Genomic DNA, 22133 nt, shown 5'->3' on the forward strand with positions numbered 1-22133 from the left:
GACCCAGACGGCGTTGATACTAGTAGTACTACTACCATGATAAAAGGACCAATTATGAACGCTGGTCAGCGGCGCAGGGAAGAACTTGCAGCCTTCCTCAAAGACCGCCGAGCTCGCGCGGAGCGTGCCTCGCATGGACTGCCCGAGGTAGGGAGAAGCCGAGTGCGCGGGCTGCGGCGCGAGGAGGTCGCCACCCTCGCTGGAGTTTCGGTCACCTGGTACACCTGGCTGGAACAATCAAGGGACATCAACCCTTCACGCCAGGTACTGGACTCGCTGGCAAGGCTCTATCGACTGACTCCGGTGGAGAGTACTTACCTCTTGTCGTTGGGTGGGCACGGCGAAAGCATTTCAGATGTGACAAGTGAGGTGACCCCCGCCCTGCAGCGATTGCTCGATGCCTTGGACTTCCCTGCGTTCCTGATCGCCGCGGACTGGAGAATTATTGGCTGGAACGCAGCCTACGCAACGCTCTACCCGCGGATTGCATCTCTTGAAGAGACTGACCGGAACCTGCTCTGGCTGGTGTTCACCGATGATCAATTACGCGAAATGCTCCCAGACTGGGAAGCACAGAGTCGAAGCTTCGTGGGCAGCTTCCGTGCCGAAACCCGGGGATGGCTCAGCCCTTCGGGGGATAGCGGCATCGTGGCACGCGTATCGGAAGCTTCACCGGAGTTCGCCGCAATCTGGAAGGAGCGTGATGTCGCCGGATTCGGCACTCGCGAGCGCCTTTTCCAACACCCCGATAAGGGACTTACCCGGTACGAGCAGCACAATCTGACTCCGGCGGAGGCTCCGGATCTCACCTTATTGGTTTATGCCCCGCGCTAGGATGCGGCTGCTCATCCGCTGCTGTGGTGGTGGTTAGTCGAGATCGAGCTTGAAGTCCGAGCCATCCGGCCGGGGAATGCTGATTTGGCCGAGCCCGTCCGCGGTTTGCGGGGTCATGGCTACGGATACAAGTCCAAAGTTGGTGGCATTGAATTCGACCGGCGGACGTAGATCCTCATGATTTCCTGGAATCTTCAGCAGTTCTGTGCGGACTACATCTTCGGTAAGGTCTGGAGGCAGCATATGGAGCACGACGCCGGGGTTGCCCTTAGTGCTGTCGATTCGAAGGGATAGTCCCTCGGACTTCACCTCGGCAGGCTCGTCGCATTCGATTTCCGGTCCGGTGAGCGTCGCCGTGCCGTCTCCATCTCCGCTATTTGCCCACGCGATCAAGCACAGGTCACCGGATTCGTTGACCGCTGCGAATTCTTGCGCATACGCCAACGACCCCAGGACGCGGAAACTCACTTGCTTGATCGATGGGTCTTCAATTTCTGCCGGCGGCTGATCTTCAGAAGTATCAGGGCGGGTCAAGGTTGGGATGATGTCATCCGCGGTGACTTGATCGTCACCGGAGACTGGAGTGGACCCAGTGGCGGACGAGGAATTACTCGGTGAAGGACTATCCGTGGATTTGGCTACGGGAGGGCTACTCGGGCTGCTGCTGGGCTCGTTGACCGCTGCGCACGAGGTGGCGAGCAGCAGAAGGAATCCTAGCGAAAGGATGAGCGGGAGATTGTTTTTCATCTTGCACCTTCTGTGGATTGGGTGGACGATCCGACATCTTTTGATTGCTGAAATTTCGCGAGCCGTGGAAAAGCATTTATCCCATTCCAACCATTTGCAGAAATAATAAAACACAAGCTAATGGCTAGTAATTCTTTTCTGTGTCTTCGACGGTAACTTCTCATGGAAGGCGTGCGCAACACTTTTGGAAGGTTCTCTCGCCAGAATTTTGGCTCGACTAAAGTCCACAGCGTGACGGTGAAAAGTTCGTTAATAGTTGGCAAACTATGCATCAAAATTAATGCTGGCTCACCAGAAATATGCGAACTCAGTGGTATCTCTAGAGCTCGACCCAGATTAATGAGGGTGTAATGGAGTGGATAGTTTCACTACCGCCACATAAAGAACGCCAATTTTGTGCCCAAGGTTCACAGGAACTATATGGCTACCCAATCTCAGCCCGTATTTTCTTCGAAGCATTTAGAACAAAAACGCAGGACACCAGCATCACTGCTCTGATGAATAATCGCGAATGAAACCGACTGGGCACCGGGCCTGAAACTTGAGAAGCCTGGACCGCTTTCGCGGTAACTTCATTGCCAGTCACGAAGACGTCGACAACGAACAGACCTAACTTGGCTACCCAATACTGTTCCCACTGTGGCGCAACTAGTTGGTATGGGGCCTGAGCTATAGCGCAGTTTTACTAATCCACGTAGTGGAAACAAAACAATGTAGACGAAGAAATAGTATTGCATCCTGTGAAATAGCGTCCGGTCAGCCGATTGTGGCACGTTCTGCAATCGCTCAGTTGGAATGCGTGAACCGGCGTAACTGGCAATATCGAAGGTTCTCGATCCAGCACGTTCGTGGTTTTCACGATTGATTCGACTGGGCAGGGGATTCAATGTGCAGGCATTCTGTCCAGATCATCGCCTCGTACGGCCAGAGTCTGACCCAGTCGGACAAGAATCTCGTCATAGTGGATGTGTCGGCAACCTGCTAAGCATCAATGATCGACTGTTGAAAACCAGTTATAGGAGGGCATGGCAACCAACAGCACTAATAAGAAGCAATAAAACCTCGTCAAAGTTAGCAATATGCTGCAGCGCGGTCAACTTGTCGTGCGACATACCAGAGGATGGGCGCTATCGGGGATTCAGTGATTCCGGCCAGCCATGACTGTAAAAATCCTCAAGTTATGATGGAAAATTTCCTCTCCTCGACCTTAGTATTCGAACTCGATTGCCCAGCGATCTCCGCTGGGGACGATCCTTTGATATTTCGACTTGGTCGTTCACATTGCCGAGAAGTGTTAATAATGCATTGCCGCGCGAGGCGTGCCTACGAACGCCATAAAATTGCATGCATCCCATTCAATCCATTTGCTGTACTAACTGTATTGGCTATGGGTGGCGACAGGTGGGCGCAGGATAGCTGTCCTTCCGTGCCGGATTGAGAGGGGCGGTATGGACTGTCGAGAAGCGCAGCGCAGAGCTTCGTAACTAGAGCCTACCCTCGCAAAACCTGAGTAAAAGCTATGAATAATCTCGGAAATTCAAGGATCTCTGTGAGTCTGATGGTTCTTGGTATTAATTCGACTTGAGGCGCATCTCCTGGATTTTGGTTGTTGGAGGGGGCAGCGACTGAGCAGAATTGGCTTAAGGCGGCCCGCAAGTGAACCCTCTAAGGGCTATCCATTTCATGAGGGACATTCGAAATGATTACCAATTGCTTTTGAAGATACTTTTTCTAAGGTCGTAAAAACGTGATTTTCAGACGTTCAGGTTTGGGAATTTAGAATGGCTTAAATTGGCTTCAGGTTGTTGCATCAACTAATATAAGCGCATAAAGCAATAAGCGGTCCGGTGGGGGCTTCAGAAAGAACTTGGGGGGACTGTGCAGCTTAAAGCCGCTCAGCTACGAGATGCGCGCTTGCGCTCATTAATGCAAATATTTATCGACTGTGCTATCTGGTTTTTATCATTGAATGCATCAGTTGTATTACGTTATGAATTTCACCTCGAATCGGTTTCCTGGCTTCCAACGCTTTTATTAGGTGTTGGAGCGGGAATTCTGCACGTTGGAGTGGGATTCTATTTAGGCCTGTACTCGGGGCACTTTGCTTATGGCTCGTTCGGCGAAGTTCGCGCTGTTTCAATCTCAGTATTCGTTGAGGCTGCGGTACTGACGTTTATAGTCTTAATATTCGGAACTTCGTTGGGTATTCCACGGAGTTCTGTACTAATTGCCTTCCCACTTGCTCTAGTGATGATGTTTGGCGTTCGTTACCTACGACGTATTTCTTCGGAGCTATCACGCAGGCCAAACACCGAAGCAGCACCAACAATCGTGGTCGGTGCCGGAAATGCTGGGGGACTAATCGTACGTAGCATGATGACCGACCCCGACTCTCCGCTACGACCGGTTGGACTGCTAGATGACGATCCGTCAAAGCGCCGACTGAAACTGCACGATGTTCAGGTCTTGGGTAATACTGACCGAATCATTGAGACTGCCCGGGAGACTAGTGCTGAGGTTCTCGTTATTGCAATTGCAAACGCTGAAGCCGCATTGCTTCGCAGGCTCACTGATGATGGTGTAGAAGCTGGGCTGCAGGTGCTAATTACGCCAAGTGTGCAACAAATGGTTTCAGGGACAGTGTCCGTTTCAGATCTACGGAACATTAAAATTGAGGACCTGCTCGGTCGACAGCCATTGGATACCGGCGTGGAGGACATTGCGGACTACGTAACCGGTAAGCGTGTCCTAGTCACTGGGGCTGGTGGATCAATTGGTTCGGAATTATGCCAGCAGATTTATAAGTTCGGTCCCAAGGAACTCATCATGTTGGACCGTGACGAAACCGGTCTCCAACACGTTCAGTTGAAAACTGTGGGTAACGGACTGCTTGATTCGCGTGAAGTGGTTCTTGCGAATATTCGCGAAGAAGCGAACTTGCTGGACATCTTTAAAGACCGTAAACCGGAAGTAGTCTTCCATGCGGCTGCCCTTAAACACCTGCCAATGTTGGAGCAGTACCCACTCGAAGCCTGGAAAACCAATGTTCTGGGTACGCTTAACGTGGTGAATGCTGCTAGAGCAGTCGGTGTCATGACATTCGTAAACATTTCCACCGATAAGGCTGCGAGCCCTACTAGCGTGTTGGGGCACTCCAAGCGTGTCGCTGAAAAGATCACGTCGTGGGCCGCAGAGGACACCGGACTAAAGTACCTTTCAGTTCGATTCGGAAATGTTATCGGTAGCCGTGGATCGATGCTACCAACCTTTCAAACTTTGATTGAGGCCGGTGGACCATTGACCGTGACTCATCCAGAAGCAACCCGCTTCTTCATGACTATTCCAGAAGCCTGCCAACTTGTTATCCAAGCGGGCGGTATCGGTCGGGCCAGTGAAGTCCTGATCCTCGATATGGGGCAGCCTGTTCGAATCTTAGACATTGCTAAACGAATGATCGCCATGTCAGGCAAGAAAATCGAAATAGTCTTCACAGGACTGCGTGAGGGGGAGAAACTTCATGAGGTGCTCGTAGGTGAGCACGAAGACCTCGAAAGGCCATTCCATCCTCAGATTTCCCACACGCACGCAAACCCGTTGAGTCCCGATCGTTTGGATGAGAATGTCTGGATGGAACGAATGGGCATGCAGAATCGAATTAAAAGTGATTCCAAGAATCTACAGTCGGACACAGAGACCGTAAAGCCTTGATCAATAGAAATTCTGCAACTGAGATTTTTAGTTACCGAAAGGATGAGTCGTGAAAATCGGCATTCTGACTCAGTGGTATGACCCAGAGCCTGGGCCTGCGGCTTTACCGGGGGTCCTTGCACGTGAACTCGTTCGGCGCGGTCATGAAGTTACGGTTCTTACGGGATTTCCTAATTACCCAACAGGGAAAATCGCGGACGGATACAAGGTCTCAGCCAAGTCTCGTGAAAAACTCGACGGTGTAGACGTCACTAGAACTTTCTTGTTGCCACAGCACGGCCGCTCCGGCATAGGAAGAATTGCTAATTACCTATCGTTCGGGATGAGCGCCGCATTATTTGGTCGTTCTGCGTTCCGGGATATTGACGTATTGTGGGTCAATTATTCGCCGATTACAGTCGCAATTCCGATGTGGTTGCAGAAGTTGACTCGTGGTACACCGATCGTATGCGAAGTAGCGGACCTTTGGCCGGACACGATGCTCGTTTCTGGCCTATCGGGATCCCAGAAAGTTGCCTCTGTGGCGGGACCGATACTTAAAGCATGGACAAATGCTATGTATCGCTCGTCGGAATCTATAGTGCATATCGCAAAAGGCGTCGGTTCAATCTTGGTCGCGCGCAAGGTTCCGGCTAGCAAGATCCATTACGTCCCCAAACCTGCTGATGAGGTGCACTTCAACACCGAAGGGTCTCAACTTCGCACAGAGTTCGACATCACGGATGATCAGATCGTGATCTTATACGCCGGGTCGATGGGTACTGCCCAGGGACTTGACTCGTTGATCGCAGCTATGGGCCAGATTGACTCGAGGAATATAAGGCTCATCATGGCCGGCTCGGGAACTGAAGAGGAATCCCTGCGACGGCAGGCCTCCGTTGACGGCCGCATTCAGTTTATCGGGCGGCAGCCGATGGAACAAATGACAGACCTTTTAGCGACGGCTGATATCGCCTACGTTGGACTGGCAGACCATCCCTTGTCACATGTAACGATGCCCAGTAAAACTCAATCAATTCTCGCCTCTGGAAAAGCCGTTCTGGTGGCCGCATCAGGAGATGTAGCGGATGTAATTGAAGAAGCGAAGGCCGGATTTGCAGTGAAGCCAGGAGACACGGTTGCAATTGCCCATGCTCTTGAACAGGCAACTGCGATCGGTCGCGATGGGCTTGCGGCCCAAGGCCTTGCTGGCCGCAAGTACTACGAGCAAACATTCAGTTTAAGCGCTACTACAGATGCAATTGAGCAAATACTTTTAGATGCATGCAAGAAAGACAAGATTTCCAAAGCACTTGGTCCGATCCGTCCGGAAGACATTGACCAACTAGCAGCTCTACATCGTCAGGCCTTTCCTGGATATTTCCTTTCTCGTCTCGGAGACAGCTTTCTCAGGCAGTTCTACCGGGGATTCCTCGGCGACCCTTCCGCATTAACTTGTGTGGCACGAGACAATTCAGGAAATGTGCTCGGAGCAGCGGTCGGTAGCGCTGATCCGAATGGATTCTTCGGCAGACTCCTGCGTCGACGCTGGTTAGGGTTTGCTCTTGCAAGTTTGAGACACGCACTTAGCGCTCCCAACGAAATGCCAAGGCTGTTTCGCGCAGTGACTTATCGAGGAGATTCTTCGGGACCGATACCTGGTGCACTTCTTAGCTCTATTTTTGTCGCTCCAGCAGGACAAGGAAAAGGCATAGGTAAAGATCTCTTGGACGCCTGGGTACGTGAAGCTCGTGCAAGTAAGGTACCGAAAGCGTATCTCAGCACGGATTCTGAAGAAAATGATCAGGTACGTCATTTTTACGAGTCGAACGACTGGTCGTTGGACCGTATGTATTCCACTCGTGAGGGGCGTTCTATGGCGCAGTATTCTTATGAATTATCAGCAGACGTTCAACTATCCGACAAGTTCGGGTCTAAAATCCCGGAAACGGAGCAGTAAATGAGCATGGAACAGGAATTTCTGCCGTTCGCTTTGCCTGACATCACAGAGCAAGAAATTGAAGCGGTGGTAGAGACCATGCGTTCAGGTTGGGTAACGACAGGCCCAAAAACTGCTGCCTTCGAACGAGCGTTTGCTCATTTTTTGGGTGATAAAGAGCTTCACTGTGTTGCTGTCAATTCAGCGACCGCCGGATTGCATTTGGCCGTCGAAGCGTTGGGTTTAGGGCCTGGCGACGAAGTACTGGTTCCTACTTGGACATTTACTTCGACAGCTGAAGTAGTTAGATATGTAGGCGCCACTCCCGTATTTGTCGACGTGCATGAACATACTTTGAACATTGATTTTGACCATGCCGCTACAATGGTTACCCCGCGAACTAAAGCCGTTATGCCCGTCCACTTTGCTGGTAACGCGATTGATTCATCGGCACTGGAAACATTTTCTACCAAGTTTGGTCTAAAGACGGTAGAGGACGCAGCTCACGCTTTTCCTGCTACCAACGGAACAGCCTTCGTAGGCAATAGCTCGAGCGATGCCGTGGTCTTCAGCTTCTACGCGACAAAGACCATCACGACCGGAGAAGGCGGCATGCTAGTTACACGTAATGCGGAACTAGCTGCACGAGCACGCACCATGCGTTTGCACGGTATTAGTCGCGATGTTTTTGCACGCTATACGTCTAAGGTTCCATCTTGGCGATATGAAGTCGTGGCACCAGGGTTTAAATACAATATGACGGACATCGCCGCAGCAATTGGGACGGTTCAACTTGAACGTGCCGAAGAGATGCGTGCGCGTCGGCAACAAATTGCTGAACGATATCTGGAAGCTTTTGCGCGTTTACCACTTGGATTGCCTGAACTACCTGCCGAAGGCCAGACTCATAGCTGGCATTTATTTGTGGTGCGAATCGGCGAAAGCCCAGGTATCGCACGCGACAAATTCATCGAAATGATGGCGGAGCTTGGAATCGGAACCAGCGTCCACTTCATTCCGTTGCATCTGCACCCATACTGGTCTGAAACGTTTGCTCCCCTGGCTGAGGATTTCCCTGGAGCCAATAAAGCCTTCGCGGAAACAGCCAGCCTTCCGATTTTCTCGTCGATGTCAGATGAACAAGTCGATCGTGTTATTGCTGCCGTTATAAACATTGTAGGAACCCGATGAACCGTGTTGTTGACATCGCTGTGGCTGGTATTGGCCTCGTGATCTCGGCACCTGTTTGTGCAGTAATCGCGGTACTGATCAAGTTCACATCGGATGGACCTGTATTGTTTCGGCAAGAACGGGTGGGGTTACGAGGACATACTTTTACTATCCATAAATTTCGAACCATGAGGACTGAACACCAAGGGCCGGCGGTTTCTTCTACTTCAGATCCGCGGATTACTCCAATTGGTGCCATACTACGGCAGTCGAAATTGGATGAGCTACCACAGCTATGGGATGTTGTGCGAGGAGAAATGTCTTTGGTTGGACCGCGACCGGAAGTACCTGAGTATGTGAAGCAATGGCCTGATGACCTAAGACCACTAATACTCAGTGTTCGACCGGGAATTACCGATCCTGCGTCCATCCATTATCGAAATGAAGCAGCAGAACTTGAAATAGCTGATGATCCCGCTAGCCATTACATTAAAGTTATTCTACCGAGAAAAGCAAAAATGTATGCCGAGTACGTTGAACATCGAAGCATGTCGGGCGACATAAAAATCATTCTTCAGACCATTCGAACGGTGGTGGCATCTTGATGCCGGTGCCAACTTCACTATTCACGAAATCTAAAGGAGCAAGCGTGCAAGAACCAAGCCCCGCAATGGTCGTTCCATCGGCTGTTCTCATCACAGGAGGCACCGGGAGCTTTGGGCACCGAATGGTGCGGCACTTGTTAGATTCTGGGTGTGAACGAATCAATGTATTGAGTCGTGACGAAGCCAAACAGGATGCCATGCGTCACGAACTTGGCGATGACCGGGTCCGATACTTTATTGGAGATGTGCGCGACTTCGATAGCGTAATACCCGCATCTAGAGGAATGTCGCATGTGTTTCATGCCGCAGCGCTGAAACAGGTTCCTTCGGCCGAGTTTTTTCCTATGCAAGCTGTCAAGACAAACATCCAGGGTAGCCAGAATGTTATTAGAGCAGCCGAACAATCCGGTGTTCAATCGGTAGTTTGTCTAAGCACCGACAAAGCGGTTTACCCGGTAAACGCTATGGGCATGACCAAGGCGTTGATGGAAAAGGTCGCGCAAGCACACGGACTGGAGAATCCCTCAGCCGAAACGACAGTGTCCTGCGTACGCTATGGAAATGTGTTGTACTCCCGAGGTAGCGTTGTACCACTTTTCATTAAACAGCTGAAGCAAAATCGACCCATTACTGTGACAGATCCCAATATGACGCGCTTCATGATGAGTTTAGATCAAAGCGTGGATCTAGTTTCATATGCCTTCGAAAATGCTCAGCAGGGCGACTTGTTTATTCGAAAGGTGCCTTCGTGCACCATCGGAGACCTTGCGACTGCAGTATGCGAGATTTTCGAACTTCCATCAGAGATCAACGTTATTGGAACCAGACACGGCGAAAAGCTATCAGAACAACTTGCAACTCGTGAAGAACTTGCGCGCGCCGATGATCATGACTCTTACTTCCGTGTAGCCGCAGATAATCGCCAGTTGAATTACAAGCCATTCTTTGAAGAGGGGCAAAAGCTTGTAAGCACTTATGACGATTACGACTCCCACACAGCACCTCGGATGAGCATCGAAGAGACGAAACAGTTGCTTCTGTCGTTACCTGAAGTACGTGTTGAGCTTGAACGGTGGAAGTCATGAAACTGGCGCTCACTGGAGCTGGCGGATTTTTAGGATGGCACACGCGAATCCTGGCTTTCGCTCGGGGCATTAAAGAGGTAGAAACGATTAAACTTGGTGATCACTTTGACCTCCAATCTGTAACATCTGCAGTGGAAAGTGTAGATCGCCTAGTACATTTAGCTGGAATCAACCGTGCATCTGACGAAGAGGTAGAGCAAGGGAACAGACTTCTTGCAGAGCAACTTGTAGGTGCTTTAGAAGCGGCAACTAACCCACCAAGAGTTGTTGTTTATGCGAGTTCAATTCAGGCGGATCTTGATAACCCTTATGGTCGTGGCAAACGAGTTGCAGCAGAAATTTTGGCTCTTACCTGTACCAACCTAGGTATTCAGTTCATAGAATTGAAACTACCGAACTTGTTTGGCGAAGAAGGACGGCCCTTCTACAACTCGGTAGTTGCGACTTTCGCACATCAAGTCGTACAAGGGATGCCCCTCACCGTGAAAGAAGATCGAGAGCTTTCGCTGATGCATGCTCAAGAAGCTGCTCGGCTCATTCTCGATGCAACTAGCGATTCGGACATAAGTAGTTCGCAAGTTCGAAAGGTCGCCGTCTCGGTCATTGCGGAAGTGTTTATTGATTTCCACGAGAAGTATGAGCGCGGAGAAATCCCGGATATTTCAATGCCATTCATGAGGGACCTATTCAACGTTTATCGTGCTGCTTCCTTCGCGAAACGAGCAAAAATATCGCTAGAGCCGAAACGTGACGATCGTGGTTTCTTAGTCGAAACACTGAAAAGTCATGGGGGAGAAGGTCAGACATTCTTCTCGACGACAAAGCCCGGAGTGACGCGGGGAGACCACTACCATTTGCGAAAAGTGGAACGGTTTATTGTTCTTGCGGGACATGGCAAGATCTGTTTGCGCAAGATGTTCACCGATGAGGTCACGGAGATAATTGTGAATGGTGACGAACTATCTGCAGTGGACATGCCCATTGGCTGGGTCCATAACCTCACCAACACCGGAAACTCCGAAGTACTCACCCAGTTTTGGACAAATGAAATCTTCAACCTATCCGATACAGACACCTTCTACGAGAAAGTTTAGTGATCACATAATGAGTGCCAGCTCAAAGCTGAAAGTCGTAACCATCGTAGGAACTAGGCCAGAAATCATTCGCCTCGCCAGCGTGATCCATCGGCTAGAAGACGCAACAGATCACGTGCTTGTCCACACCGGGCAGAACTACGACTATGAACTAAACGAAGTCTTCTTTGAAGACCTAGGGCTTCGCCGTCCGGATCACTTCCTGAACGCAGATACTACGTCGCTAGGCAGCGTGCTCGCAGATGTCCTAAAAGGTACCGAGCGGGTCTTGCTCGAAGAAAAACCTGACGCCATGGTTGTCCTGGGAGACACGAATAGTTGCGTGTCAGCTTTGATGGCCAAACGATTGAAAGTTCCTGTCTACCACCTCGAAGCAGGTAATAGATCGTTTGATCCAAATGTTCCGGAGGAGATAAATCGGCATCTTGTAGACCACGTTAGTGACTACAACCTGGTGTACACCGAACATTCGCGACGAAACCTGTTAGCTGAAGGTTTACACCCGAAGAATATCCTGCTGATGGGTTCGCCTATGGCAGAAGTTCTTTCAAAGTACGAAGGTGGTATTCGACGTTCCAATATACTCGAGCGATTGAATTTGCAACCGAAAAAGTACCTTCTTGCAAGCGTTCATCGTGAAGAAAATGTTGATCGCCAAGATCGTCTCCAACAGGTTCTTGATTCTTTGCAAGCGGTCGCTGACGATCAGGAATTACCGATGCTCGTTTCTACTCATCCGCGCACGAGACAACGGATTGAGCAGTTCGGTCTTGCTCACGGATCGAATATAAAACTACATAAACCGCTGGGTTTCTTGGACTATAACAAACTTCAGTTAGATGCGCGCTGTGTGATATCTGATTCTGGAACGATTTCAGAAGAGTCAACGATGCTCGGTTTCCCTGCAGTTACTCTCCGAGACGCAATCGAACGGCCGGAAGCTTTGGACACCGGTGGAATTATCACCTCGGGACTAAACCCGACGGATGTAGTCGACTCAGTCCGGATTACGTTGGACCAACATCACTACGAGGGGCCAAACACCATTCCATCTGAATATCTAATCGGGGATTCATCCAGACGCGTCATGAACTTTATTCGATCCACTGCCAGCACCCACCACGCACGAAACGGTATTCGCAAATAAAGCGGATCGTCCGATGCTGAGACTCCGGTTAGAACTAAAGGATCAATCATGACACAGAAAACTCATTGGTTAATTGACGTGGCAGGAGCAGCTACTGGGGGCTCTGCTAGATATTATCGCGAACTGCGAGCTTACTTAGATGAGCACCAGAGACACGATCAAATTTCCGTTATCGGCGAGGGATCAAGGCTAACTCCACAGTGGTTGCTGAAAAGAGAGATTGCGGGCCGTGATGCGGCTAACCGCATCTCTTTGAACAACGCAAGTTTCTGGCACGGTCCAGAACGTAACAAGACCCTACTGGGAAACATACTGCACTTTGCTGGACCATCTGATTTCAACCCACTTGGATTCAAGCCGACAACGGAACTAAAAATGCAGATTCCATTGATTCGACAATTAGCAAAGCGTTCTGCGAATCTAATTGCACCGTCTTCCAGGATGGCTGAGCAAGTCGCCTCATCATGTCCTGCGCTGGCAGATCGGATTCAGGTACGCTTCCATCCGATAGCCACTCCGGAATGGGCCGGTACCGAACCTGTGCGGCGGTCCGAAGTGTTGATGCCAATCATTCCGCAACCATACAAGAACCTTGGTCTTCATGCTTTGCAGTTTCTCGAGGAAACTGAAAAATCACCCGAGGTTCAGCTAACAATACCAAGTTGTTCCGACCAGATTCCAGAGTTGGAAGGACACCCTCGAGTTAAATTCATTGGGCACCAGACTAGCGAAGAGCTCGAAATTTGGTGGCAAGAATGCCAAGCGGTATTTTTCCCACCGGAATTCGAAGCATTCGGTTATCCGCTAGCTGAAGCACGAGTGTACGGGCGTAGCGTTATTGCACACGATAATTCACAGCAACGGGAACTTGCCGGAAATGCCTTGCACGGATACAACAAGGATCGGAAAGGTAGCCTGGGCCGAGCCGTCTCTGACGCCTTACAAGATTCACCTAATCCTGATGGGAAGCCGTTTAATCCGACAGACTACTTTGACTGGATGCTGGTTCCTATTTAGAAAATCGTTTTCTTCCGTCGTATGGACTACAGGAATTCGTGAGTTGGCGTCTAGTACTCAGAAGGAATTGCATGCAGCAAACCACTATTTTGTTTTGGCAACACATGTTGTCAATTCATCAGGCACCCCTTATATCCGAATTAGCCGCGCTCTCGAACCACAAGGTTATTCTTATGGCGACTAGCGCTGTCCCAAGCGAGCGTACCCGGCAGGGCTGGGACTCAGGAAATTTCGGGCAGGCAGAGGTAATTGTGGCTCCCTCTTCAGCCACCATCCTCCAGATGGCCATGCTACCCGCCGCCAATACTGTGCATATCGTCTCAGGCTTGAGGCATGAAATATGGAAGCACAAAAAAGTTTTGGATCACTGGAACGGGCACAGACCTAAGGTCTTAATTTATTCGGAGCCTTGGGATGAGCGGGGCATTCGCGGAAGGCTTCGGACTGTGGCTTTCCGCCAACTCGCACGGACTCTGAATCCTTTTATAAGCGGGGTATTGGCAACTGGAGGCCTTGCGAAGTCTCAATTCATTAGGGCAGGATTCACGGATGTATTCCCATTCGCATACTTTGTGCTGCCTAGCCAGAGAATTGATAGCAGGGCAAATGGTGTAGGGGCAAATATAAGCGGCAAGGGGATAAAATCTAGACCGTCCGAATTTCTTTATGTTGGAACTTTTGAATCCAGGAAAAATGTAACTGGTCTGGTTCGAAGTTTCAAGACTCTGCCAAAAGAAAGTCGTCTTACCATAGTAGGATCAGGAAGTCAGCAGTCACGATTGTTGAGGTTGTGTAATTCTCCCGGCATAAGAGATAGAGTCCGAATCCTAGGAAACGTACCTAATCTTCAGGTTCGAGATTACATGGCCAACGCCGACGTATTAGTGTTGCCCTCTTTATACGATGGCTGGGGGGCCGTCGTTAATGAGGCTTTGACAGAGGGTACTGCGGTGTTGGTATCCCAATCATGCGGATCAGTGGAGTTACTTCGCTCATCCATTGGCAGCAGCTTTAACCCAACGAAGTCAGGAGAATTGCAGGCACAGCTGCATCAGATAAATAACATGGTGCAAAATTCGAAATTCGATCGCGAGAATATCGCATGCTGGGCGGACAAATGTATATCCCCAAAGTCTGGAGCCCGCTACCTTCATGCAATTATTGGCTATTTAACTGACGGATCGGCTCGTCCCGCTGCACCCTGGATAAAAGATCCCGAAACAGAGGCGAAATAGAATATATGATCGCGGATCCGCTCATTTTAATAACTGCCAGTGTGCTAGGGCTTTGGGCAGTTGGCCTAATATGTCAGTTTCCTGGGTTTGGCATTGCACTGACCTTAATCAGCTTTTTACTTACAGCTATGCAACTGCCGTTAGTTTTTGATCCGCGTACTGTATTAGTGGGCGTGACCATTCTGCACTTTTCACGAAACTTGATTCTCCGCCAACCGTTGTTCGAATTAAGGGCATTGCGTCCTTTCCTAGTCCCTTCCCTTGTCCTTTGCTCCCTGATGGTTCTCTCTATCGCATGGAGTGAAGCGCCGGCTGAATCCCTAGGTGCAGCAATTGGTTATGCATCAGTACTGCTGTTCCTGGTTATTCATAGCCGCTATCTGTCAACTGGTCGTTCACAACAGATCGTGACAGGAATACTTTCGATCTTGATGATTACATCCATGCTCGCTGTTCTAGCAGGGCTTCCTTTCGCTTTTCTAGGAGATAGAGCGCGCGGGCTGACGAGTAACCCTAACGCTTTCGGGATCTTCGCGGTTTTCTGGTTGTCCGTTTCCGCACGCGCTAGCCCGAGAATATTATTTTCCGTTTGGGCGATCTCTTTGACGGCGATCGTGATGGCAGCATCCCGAGCTTCCTTGGTAGCTGCGGTAGTAGTCATAGCTGTCATAATTTTCTATCGCTTAGGCTCTCGTTTTTACCGAGTCTTAGCAATCTTTGTGTTGTCAGTGGTTACTGGATGGTTCCTGGTTTATGGATTCGAAATGCTTTCGAAAACAACCGACGCCAAGATACTTCGAACCAATAACTCACGCACCGACGAAGTTAGCCAAGCCATTGATATATTTCAGAGCCACCTATGGTTAGGCGGTGGTGCGGGTGCATATATGTTCGAGCCAGGCTCAATGCTGAAATTAGCAGCCGAGCTCGGACTGCTCGGTATGTTAGTCGCTGCCGTGTTGATTCCATCTTATTTAGTGCGAACAAGCGCGGACTTTCCAGTTCGGGCTGCCGTAATTGGTTCAGTGGTAAACGCTAGCATCGAAGGCTGGTTGTTTACCGGGGGATCAGTGTTCTTACTTTTCCTGCTCGTGTTGGTAGCAGGTGCGCGTTCGCCTCGGAGTAAGAAATTGAGCGGAGCTCTACATATTGGTGCAGAGGCCCGAAAATGAATTTTATTAAGAATATATTGGACGCTAGTTGGTACCGAACCTCAGTTACTTCTTTGGGTGCGGTGGTTGGATCTGCGTTTACGCTACTAATCTTAGTGGTAGCGACACGTCAGAACCAGATCATTGAAATTGGAGCGTATAATGCAGGTGCGAGTATAGCAGCGATCATCGCCGTGCTCGCAGCCGGTGGAACAACCGTAATACTTGCAACTGGGGCGACACATGTGGAACTTGCCGTTCGGTATGTTCGTCACAGGCTTATAACTCCTAGCTTGATATTACTGGGCGCTGGTTCCGGGCTGGTCTTCAATCACTTTGTGGAACTACCTTTAGCGCCAATTCTCTATGGCATTGCTGCGGTCGTACTCACTAACCTTGCAGAATTAGAGACGAGTATGCTGGAGAAAAATCTGCAAACGCACAAGGTACTGTGGGCTCTGTTCAGTTCAAAATCTATCGGTTTGATCTTAATGTTACTCGGATTTAGCTTTGCCAAGGTGATGGCTGTTTCAGCGTTAATTTTCTTCTTCGTCAGCTATTTGTCAGCGCGACCTTATTGGGCAAAAGGACCGAGTCCTACAGGAATGCGCGAAGCTGCTTCACTTGTTTATCAATGGCCGATGATTGGGCTGACATTGTCTGATGCTCTGTACGCCAGGGTGCTCTATGTTGCTGCACCGATGATACTGTCACCCGCTTTGGCTGGCGCTTTCGCAACGATATTGAGTCTATTGCAGGCTTCTAGCGCCATTATTACCAAAGGTCTGTACACGCTGATGGCAGTCCGGTCTAAACGTGACGAGGAACGCTGGATGCGGTTCTTTGAGTTAGGTACGCTTGGATTTGCGGTCGTTTTCTGGGCTGTGACACTGGTTGGTGGCCGTCTGTTCTTGCAAATTCTGGAAATTGATATGCCCGTCGCACACCATATATGGGTGATAGTTTTCACGGCTCTTCCAGCGATCGTTGTGATCGAGAAGACGAAATATAAAATCCTGTCTCTAGGTGGTAGCAGAAAAGCTTTTATTATCGTTCTAGTAATGGCGTTTATAACAGTCCTTATGGCGATTGTTGGTGTGGTATTTCAGACTAGAGAATGGCTGTGGTGGGCCCCAACTATAGGAGCATTGAGTGGAATTCTCACGATTTTAGCTACACGTGAGAAATTCAAAGGAGTTAAAAATTGAAAATTGCATTCATCTATCTGGTACACGATGACCCGGAATTGACGGCTCGTGTTGCGAAAAGATTAATTCAACACAGAAATTTTGACGTATTTATTCACGTTGACAGAAAAGTTGACATTGATGCATTCAAAGAAAAATTACTCGGATCTCCGCGAGTACAATTGATTGTCGAGCGTAAAGAAATACACTGGGCAGGATACAGTCAAGTTGAAGCTACTATATCGACAATTAGACAAGCTCTGGAATCTAAGGATTACGATAGATTAGTCATTCTGCAGGGAGGGAGCTACCCAGTCTGGCCGAACAGCAGAATTGCAGCCTACTACGAAAATTTGAGCGGTGTCCAGGAGCTTCGAATGAGTGAGCCTGACTTAGCCGTATTCAACGATGTGCACAAGTATCGGTTTAACTGGTACATGGATGCTACATCTGGCACTCGAAAATTTCAGAACCTGTTTACCCGTTTTCTCTTCCGCGCTCGACTACCCTTTTGGCGTAAGCCAGTCCAGGCTCCGTCGACTAGGGGCCCATTACCAATACGAGAAGCATGGGCGCAGGTCTCCATCACCGGGGAATGCGCCCGGGAATTGCTGGAATTTCATCAAAACGAATCCGCCTATAACGATTACTTTGCTAAGACATACGCACCTGATGAATCATACATTCCGACTTTCATTGCTGGTTCAAAATATTCTGCTCAGACAGTCGAGGGCGGACGAATTCGACGAGCGCGAAACTCCACTGACATGCTAAATACAACATACTTTGAATATCCGAATACAATTCGTGTTTTTACCGATCCATTAGATCTTAGTTTTCTATTGGATCGTCGGCAGCCATTTTTACGTAAGGTTGATTCAAGGCGAAGTCTGGAGTTACTGGATTTGATTGACTTGAAAACTGAATCCAGTCTAGGGGATTTCTAGTAAGCAGCGGACGGAGGTATGAAGCGTCCGGTGACAGTTGTGTTTGACGCTGCCAGTTGAGGCTTTGGGGTAGATTCAGGGTACCGCGTGAGTATGCCTCGCTCTCTAAATGATTTTACCCATAAAGTTCTAGAATGGTATTCCAAGTCGGACCGAACCGTAAAATAAAAGAATTCATCGTATTATGGGAAGTGCTAATATTTGAAGGTGATAACATTAAGATTACAGGTCAAAGCGTTGGACGGCTGACACTGGGTGCCGTGAAGCCAGCTGCTAAACGAATACAAATCTTCCAAGGTAAATTATTAAAAAAAGTGAAAGCATGTTTCAATTCCAATGACGCTTGCCTTCGTATCTAATTATAGGAGATTCAGCGCGGTGGACTTGCGTGACTATCTACGAATCCTGCATAAAAACTGGATTCTAATTACGGCATTATCGTTATTTGGTGTGATTGCGGGTGCTGGTACATCTCTGATAATGACTCCTAAATACCAAGCCTCTACCGAGCTGTATGTTTCTGTGAGAGGAGAAGCGCAAGGAATTTCTGACCTAGCACAGGGTTCAAGCATTGCTCGTCAAAGTGTTTCTACATATGCCGCAATAGCTACAACAGATAGTGTACTTGGGCCAGCAATTAAAGAATTGAACCTTGATTTAACCTCAGAAGAATTGGCCTCGCGAGTTCAATCGAGTGCGCCGGAGAATCAGTCATTGGTGATCCTGACTGTTACTGGGAGTGATGCACAGCAAACTGCAAATATTGCCAATGCGGTTGGTAAAAGCTTAAAGGAAATCGTAGAAGAAGAACTTGAAGCATCTACGGTTAAGGGCAACCCCAGCCTCGTATCGCTGAATACCGTTCAGCCTGCGTTTGCGCCTGCCGACCCAGTCAGTCCCCGTGTTTCGCTAAATATTGTACTAGGTGCAGTATTAGGATTTGCTATAGGACTTGGTATTGCGGTCTTGAAATTCACCCTTGATACTCGAATTCATTCTTTGCATGATGTTGAACAAGTCACTGACGCCCCATTGCTTGGTGGTATAACCTACGACGCAGACGCGTCAAAGCGGCCGCTCATAGTTCATTCGAGTCCGCGAAGCCCCCGAGCTGAATCGTTTCGAACATTGCGAACGAACCTTCAGTTTTTGGCTGTAAGTGATTCAGAGCAGAGGCACGCACACACATTTGTAATTTCATCTGCAGGGGCCGGTGAAGGAAAATCAACTACATCGTCCAATCTGGCTCTGGCTCTGGCTGAAACAGGATCTCGTGTATTGCTGATTGATGCTGATCTACGCATGCCCGCCATTGCTAAATACATGGGCATTGAAGGTGGCGTTGGTCTAACGGATATTCTCATTGGAAAAGTAGAAGTGGCTGACGTGCTGCAGCGCTGGGGCCGCGATGAACTATACGTCCTACCCTCGGGCAAGATTCCACCAAATCCTAGTGAACTCCTGGGGTCGCGTGCGATGGATGAGCTCTTGGAGGTTACGGGGGAATACTTTGATTATGTGATCATCGATTCGCCTCCCATTCTTCTCGTCACTGACGCTGCCGTAGTTGGTAAGCGCACGAACGGCGTCTTACTTGTTGCTGCGTCCGCTTCTACCCGTAAACAGTCTCTTGCGGGTGCAGTAAACAGCTTGCAAGCTGCAGGCGGAACGCTGCGTGGAATCGTCATGACGATGCTACCGACAAAGGGTCCTGATAGCTACGCATATGGCGCCTACGGTGCATATGGGGCTTATGCCGGTGATCATTTGCCCGACAGAGAACAGTTCTCGGTTGAAGAGCCGCTTAACCTCAGAGCTCGACGAGTCGAAAGGTAAATTGAAAAGTGCTCTCTCTTTTTGATAAAACTCCAGATCGTTCCACTTTCAATATATTAATGGTATGCACTGGAAACATCTGCCGGTCTCCCTTGGGAGAGTCGCTTCTCAGAAACGAACTTTCGCGTCTTCCTGTTCAAATTTCTAGCGCTGGTACGCATGCCTTAGTAGGAAAACCAATAGATGCCCCAGTGCAGAAATTTGCAGATGAATTTGGATTGAACGAAGCGGCTGCCCATCAGGCCAAACAACTGTCACTCGTGATGCTCAAGGACTCTGACTTGATTCTTGCCATGGATAGAGGCCATCGTCGAGAGATTGTTGAGTTGTGGCCGCGTGCCAGTCGGCAAACATTTACCCTTCGTGAGTTTGCTCGTTTAGCTGACCAGGTCAGCAACGAGGCCATTGCCATGCGTTCAGGTCGCTCTCCGTTGGAACTCCTCAGGGGTGCCGTTGAGTCAGTTGCCCAATTACGCGGAACTTTGCCGTTGCTCGACGATCCCTCACAAGAAGATGTAATCGATCCTTACGGGAAAGACCAAGCCACGTATAAGCTATCGGTGGGACAAATTCTCCCGGCGGTCAATGCAAGCACGCGGTTGTTCAAAGACGCAGTGGGAGAAATCTAGTGGGTGTGAAACAAGCTCCAAGGCCAAACCATAGGAAGATTCCGCTTGCAACCGTTTTGCTAATTTTAGGTGTTCTTACCGTCGCTGCCGGACTGGTTTGCACGCTCGCGCTCACCTAGTGCATTGAATCCGAAGCTCAGCATAATTGCACTTTTGAATCAGAACGAATAGTGCCGCATCCTAGGTAAGAATACTCTTTAGGGCTGATTCAGTTCGTTGGCAAGATCGTTAACGCTTGGTTCGGGCGACGAAACCGCACTATCGCAACAAGCTATATCCCGCGACTCCGGCAGCCACCATGAATAGTGTGCCAAGTAGAAGATAATGCCATATCCGTGGACCGGATGGTGTGGTGCGGCGGTGCTTCTTTTTGGATTCTGTATCGCGCATTTTGCTTGCCCCCAAGGCCTCAAAAAATAATGAATTATTCAGGTGGATGTTCCCCAGTGACTCCTGAAATACCAATGAATTTTTTTGCTCATTGGTTTAATTCCAATCTAAGGCGAACTCGAAGATTTGAGCAAGTTACGCGTGTCTTTTTTCGATTATTTCTTTATTGCCGAAGGTCTCGTAATGGGTTAATCCTAATTTTTGCACTATTCGAGGCGCATCTAAGCCATTTACCTGAACTCCATTGGCGATTGACAACCTCGAATGATTAAGCCGCCATTTCGTGTAATATTTTCAATATCTGTACTGCCTCGATATTTAACTAAACGTCAAAGAAATCTAGGGCTTTTACCTTAAACTCTCTACTGGTCACGGCATTGGCGTGGTTACGTCCTGGGAGCCAATGGATGGCGGACTCGGTTCCAGCGTCTTTTAGTAGTCGACGCAACTGAGGCATGGTGGTCGCTAGGTCATCGTGATCCCCAGCGACAAGCAGCGTCGGGCATGCAGGTACATTGGAAGCCGGTTCGTACGGGTCAGCTTTGATTGCCTCGATGAGGCGAAATAGTGCATCAAAATCATTCGCACTTTCCGACTTGGCGATGTTGACGACCTTAGCGGTGTACTCGTCATGGATTTCTTCACCTTTGCTCATGAAGGCTCGTGCCTGATCCAGCTGAAAAGCAGCTAGAGGGTCAGCGCTGGTCGGACCGCCCATGACAAGTTTGTTGACCAGTTCAGGGAAATAAGCTGCGAACTCCCAGCCAAGCCGTGCGCCGAGTGAATATCCGAGTACGTCGACGGGTCCGAGGTTCAACTGGTTGAGCCCAACAGCGATCGCCTTGCGGATACGAGTCGGAGTCCAGCTTCCTTCGTTGCGGTATGGGTCCTCACCGTGTCCCGGCAGGTCGATCAAGATGACGTCCCGGCCGTGTTCGGTGAAATGCTGTACCCAGCGCGAACGGTTCCAGTTCATCTCGGCCGACGAAGCAAAGCCATGAATGAGCAGCACCGCACGCGCTTCCGACTCGCTGTTTGCGGAAATCACACGAAGACTTAGATCCAGGCTCATAATCATGATCCTAGGCGACTTTACGGTTCTCTGTCCTGCTGTGACGTGCCCAGCAGTGCATTGCGGAGCATCTTGTCCAAAGAGCGCATCTGCGTGGACAAATGGACGAATTTTATCTGCATTGAGCATGGTTCGTAGATGCTCGGAAGGACGCTTCAGTGACAGGTCTATAGTTCCGAAGCAATCGGTTGTTTTGGACCTCTACGCGTCACCAGCGAAATATTTCTTCTCGGGCTAGAGCTACAAATTCTAGGCCATTAGGCTACATATTTTCTCAGATCAGGCGCGGATTTTTAATCCCGTGCACCCAGTGGGAACGCCCGTATCCGGTGTCGACTAGCTATGACAAGATACCCGACTT

17 protein-coding genes are annotated in these 22133 nt (G+C 49.5%); 15 read left to right on the forward strand and 2 right to left on the reverse strand.

What is annotated here, in order from left to right; genetic code table 11:
- Positions 1 to 54: 54 nt before the first annotated feature.
- On the forward strand, positions 55 to 834 hold the full coding sequence (locus LG294_RS06415) for a helix-turn-helix transcriptional regulator (RefSeq protein WP_404290610.1): 780 nt from the start codon (positions 55 to 57) through the stop codon (positions 832 to 834).
- Between the two features lie 33 nt (positions 835 to 867).
- Here LG294_RS06415 and LG294_RS06420 read toward each other — a convergent pair whose 3' ends face one another.
- On the reverse strand, positions 868 to 1581 hold the full coding sequence (locus tag LG294_RS06420) for a hypothetical protein (RefSeq protein WP_404290612.1): 714 nt from the start codon (positions 1579 to 1581) through the stop codon (positions 868 to 870).
- Positions 1582 to 3459: 1878 nt separating this feature from the next.
- Here LG294_RS06420 and LG294_RS06425 point away from each other — a divergent pair.
- The 14 genes from LG294_RS06425 to LG294_RS06490 all read left to right on the forward strand — a co-directional run bounded on the left by LG294_RS06425 (position 3460) and on the right by LG294_RS06490 (position 20310).
- On the forward strand, positions 3460 to 5289 hold the full coding sequence (locus LG294_RS06425; protein ID WP_404290614.1) for a polysaccharide biosynthesis protein: 1830 nt from the start codon (positions 3460 to 3462) through the stop codon (positions 5287 to 5289).
- A gap of 49 nt (positions 5290 to 5338) precedes the next feature.
- Positions 5339 to 7228 (forward strand): GNAT family N-acetyltransferase, encoded by a 1890-nt coding sequence (locus LG294_RS06430; protein WP_404290616.1) that lies wholly within the window; start codon positions 5339 to 5341, stop codon positions 7226 to 7228.
- Positions 7229 to 8398, forward strand: a complete 1170-nt coding sequence (locus LG294_RS06435; protein WP_404290618.1) for a DegT/DnrJ/EryC1/StrS family aminotransferase — start codon at positions 7229 to 7231, stop codon at positions 8396 to 8398.
- Positions 8395 to 8982, forward strand: coding sequence for a sugar transferase (locus LG294_RS06440; protein ID WP_404290620.1), 588 nt, complete (start codon positions 8395 to 8397; stop codon positions 8980 to 8982). Before LG294_RS06435 ends, LG294_RS06440 begins: the two co-directional genes overlap by 4 nt.
- A gap of 65 nt (positions 8983 to 9047) precedes the next feature.
- The gene (locus tag LG294_RS06445) at positions 9048 to 10067 is read left to right on the forward strand and encodes a polysaccharide biosynthesis protein (RefSeq protein WP_404291664.1); all 1020 of its coding nucleotides are present in this window, start codon (positions 9048 to 9050) and stop codon (positions 10065 to 10067) included.
- Positions 10064 to 11161: an NAD-dependent epimerase/dehydratase family protein gene (locus LG294_RS06450; RefSeq protein ID WP_404290622.1), complete on the forward strand. Its 1098-nt coding sequence runs from the start codon at positions 10064 to 10066 to the stop codon at positions 11159 to 11161. The genes LG294_RS06445 and LG294_RS06450 overlap by 4 nt, the downstream gene beginning before the upstream one ends.
- A 10-nt stretch (positions 11162 to 11171) precedes the next feature.
- Positions 11172 to 12308, forward strand: coding sequence for a non-hydrolyzing UDP-N-acetylglucosamine 2-epimerase (gene wecB, locus LG294_RS06455; protein ID WP_404290624.1), 1137 nt, complete (start codon positions 11172 to 11174; stop codon positions 12306 to 12308).
- Positions 12309 to 12356: 48 nt separating this feature from the next.
- Complete coding sequence (locus LG294_RS06460; protein WP_404290626.1) at positions 12357 to 13325, forward strand: glycosyltransferase; 969 nt, start codon at positions 12357 to 12359, stop codon at positions 13323 to 13325.
- A 71-nt stretch (positions 13326 to 13396) separates the two neighbouring features.
- Positions 13397 to 14560, forward strand: a complete 1164-nt coding sequence (locus LG294_RS06465; RefSeq protein WP_404290628.1) for a glycosyltransferase — start codon at positions 13397 to 13399, stop codon at positions 14558 to 14560.
- Positions 14561 to 14565: 5 nt separating this feature from the next.
- A complete protein-coding gene (locus LG294_RS06470) occupies positions 14566 to 15732 on the forward strand; it encodes an O-antigen ligase family protein (RefSeq protein WP_404290630.1) in 1167 nt (388 codons plus the stop codon).
- Entirely contained in the window at positions 15729 to 16919 is a 1191-nt protein-coding gene (locus LG294_RS06475) for a hypothetical protein (protein WP_404290632.1), read from the forward strand. Before LG294_RS06470 ends, LG294_RS06475 begins: the two co-directional genes overlap by 4 nt.
- On the forward strand, positions 16916 to 17845 hold the full coding sequence (locus LG294_RS06480) for a beta-1,6-N-acetylglucosaminyltransferase (RefSeq protein WP_404290634.1): 930 nt from the start codon (positions 16916 to 16918) through the stop codon (positions 17843 to 17845). Before LG294_RS06475 ends, LG294_RS06480 begins: the two co-directional genes overlap by 4 nt.
- A gap of 378 nt (positions 17846 to 18223) precedes the next feature.
- Positions 18224 to 19681 (forward strand): polysaccharide biosynthesis tyrosine autokinase, encoded by a 1458-nt coding sequence (locus LG294_RS06485; RefSeq protein ID WP_404290636.1) that lies wholly within the window; start codon positions 18224 to 18226, stop codon positions 19679 to 19681.
- 59 nt (positions 19682 to 19740) lie between these two features.
- Entirely contained in the window at positions 19741 to 20310 is a 570-nt protein-coding gene (locus LG294_RS06490; RefSeq protein WP_404291666.1) for a low molecular weight phosphatase family protein, read from the forward strand.
- 712 nt (positions 20311 to 21022) lie between these two features.
- Here LG294_RS06490 and LG294_RS06495 read toward each other — a convergent pair.
- The gene (locus LG294_RS06495; RefSeq protein ID WP_404290638.1) at positions 21023 to 21772 is read right to left on the reverse strand and encodes an alpha/beta fold hydrolase; all 750 of its coding nucleotides are present in this window, start codon (positions 21770 to 21772) and stop codon (positions 21023 to 21025) included.
- Positions 21773 to 22133: the final 361 nt, after the last annotated feature.

The sequence above is a fragment of the Glutamicibacter arilaitensis genome (genome assembly GCF_044793945.1).
In the GTDB taxonomy this organism is placed as follows: Bacteria; Actinomycetota; Actinomycetes; order Actinomycetales; family Micrococcaceae; genus Glutamicibacter; species Glutamicibacter arilaitensis_B.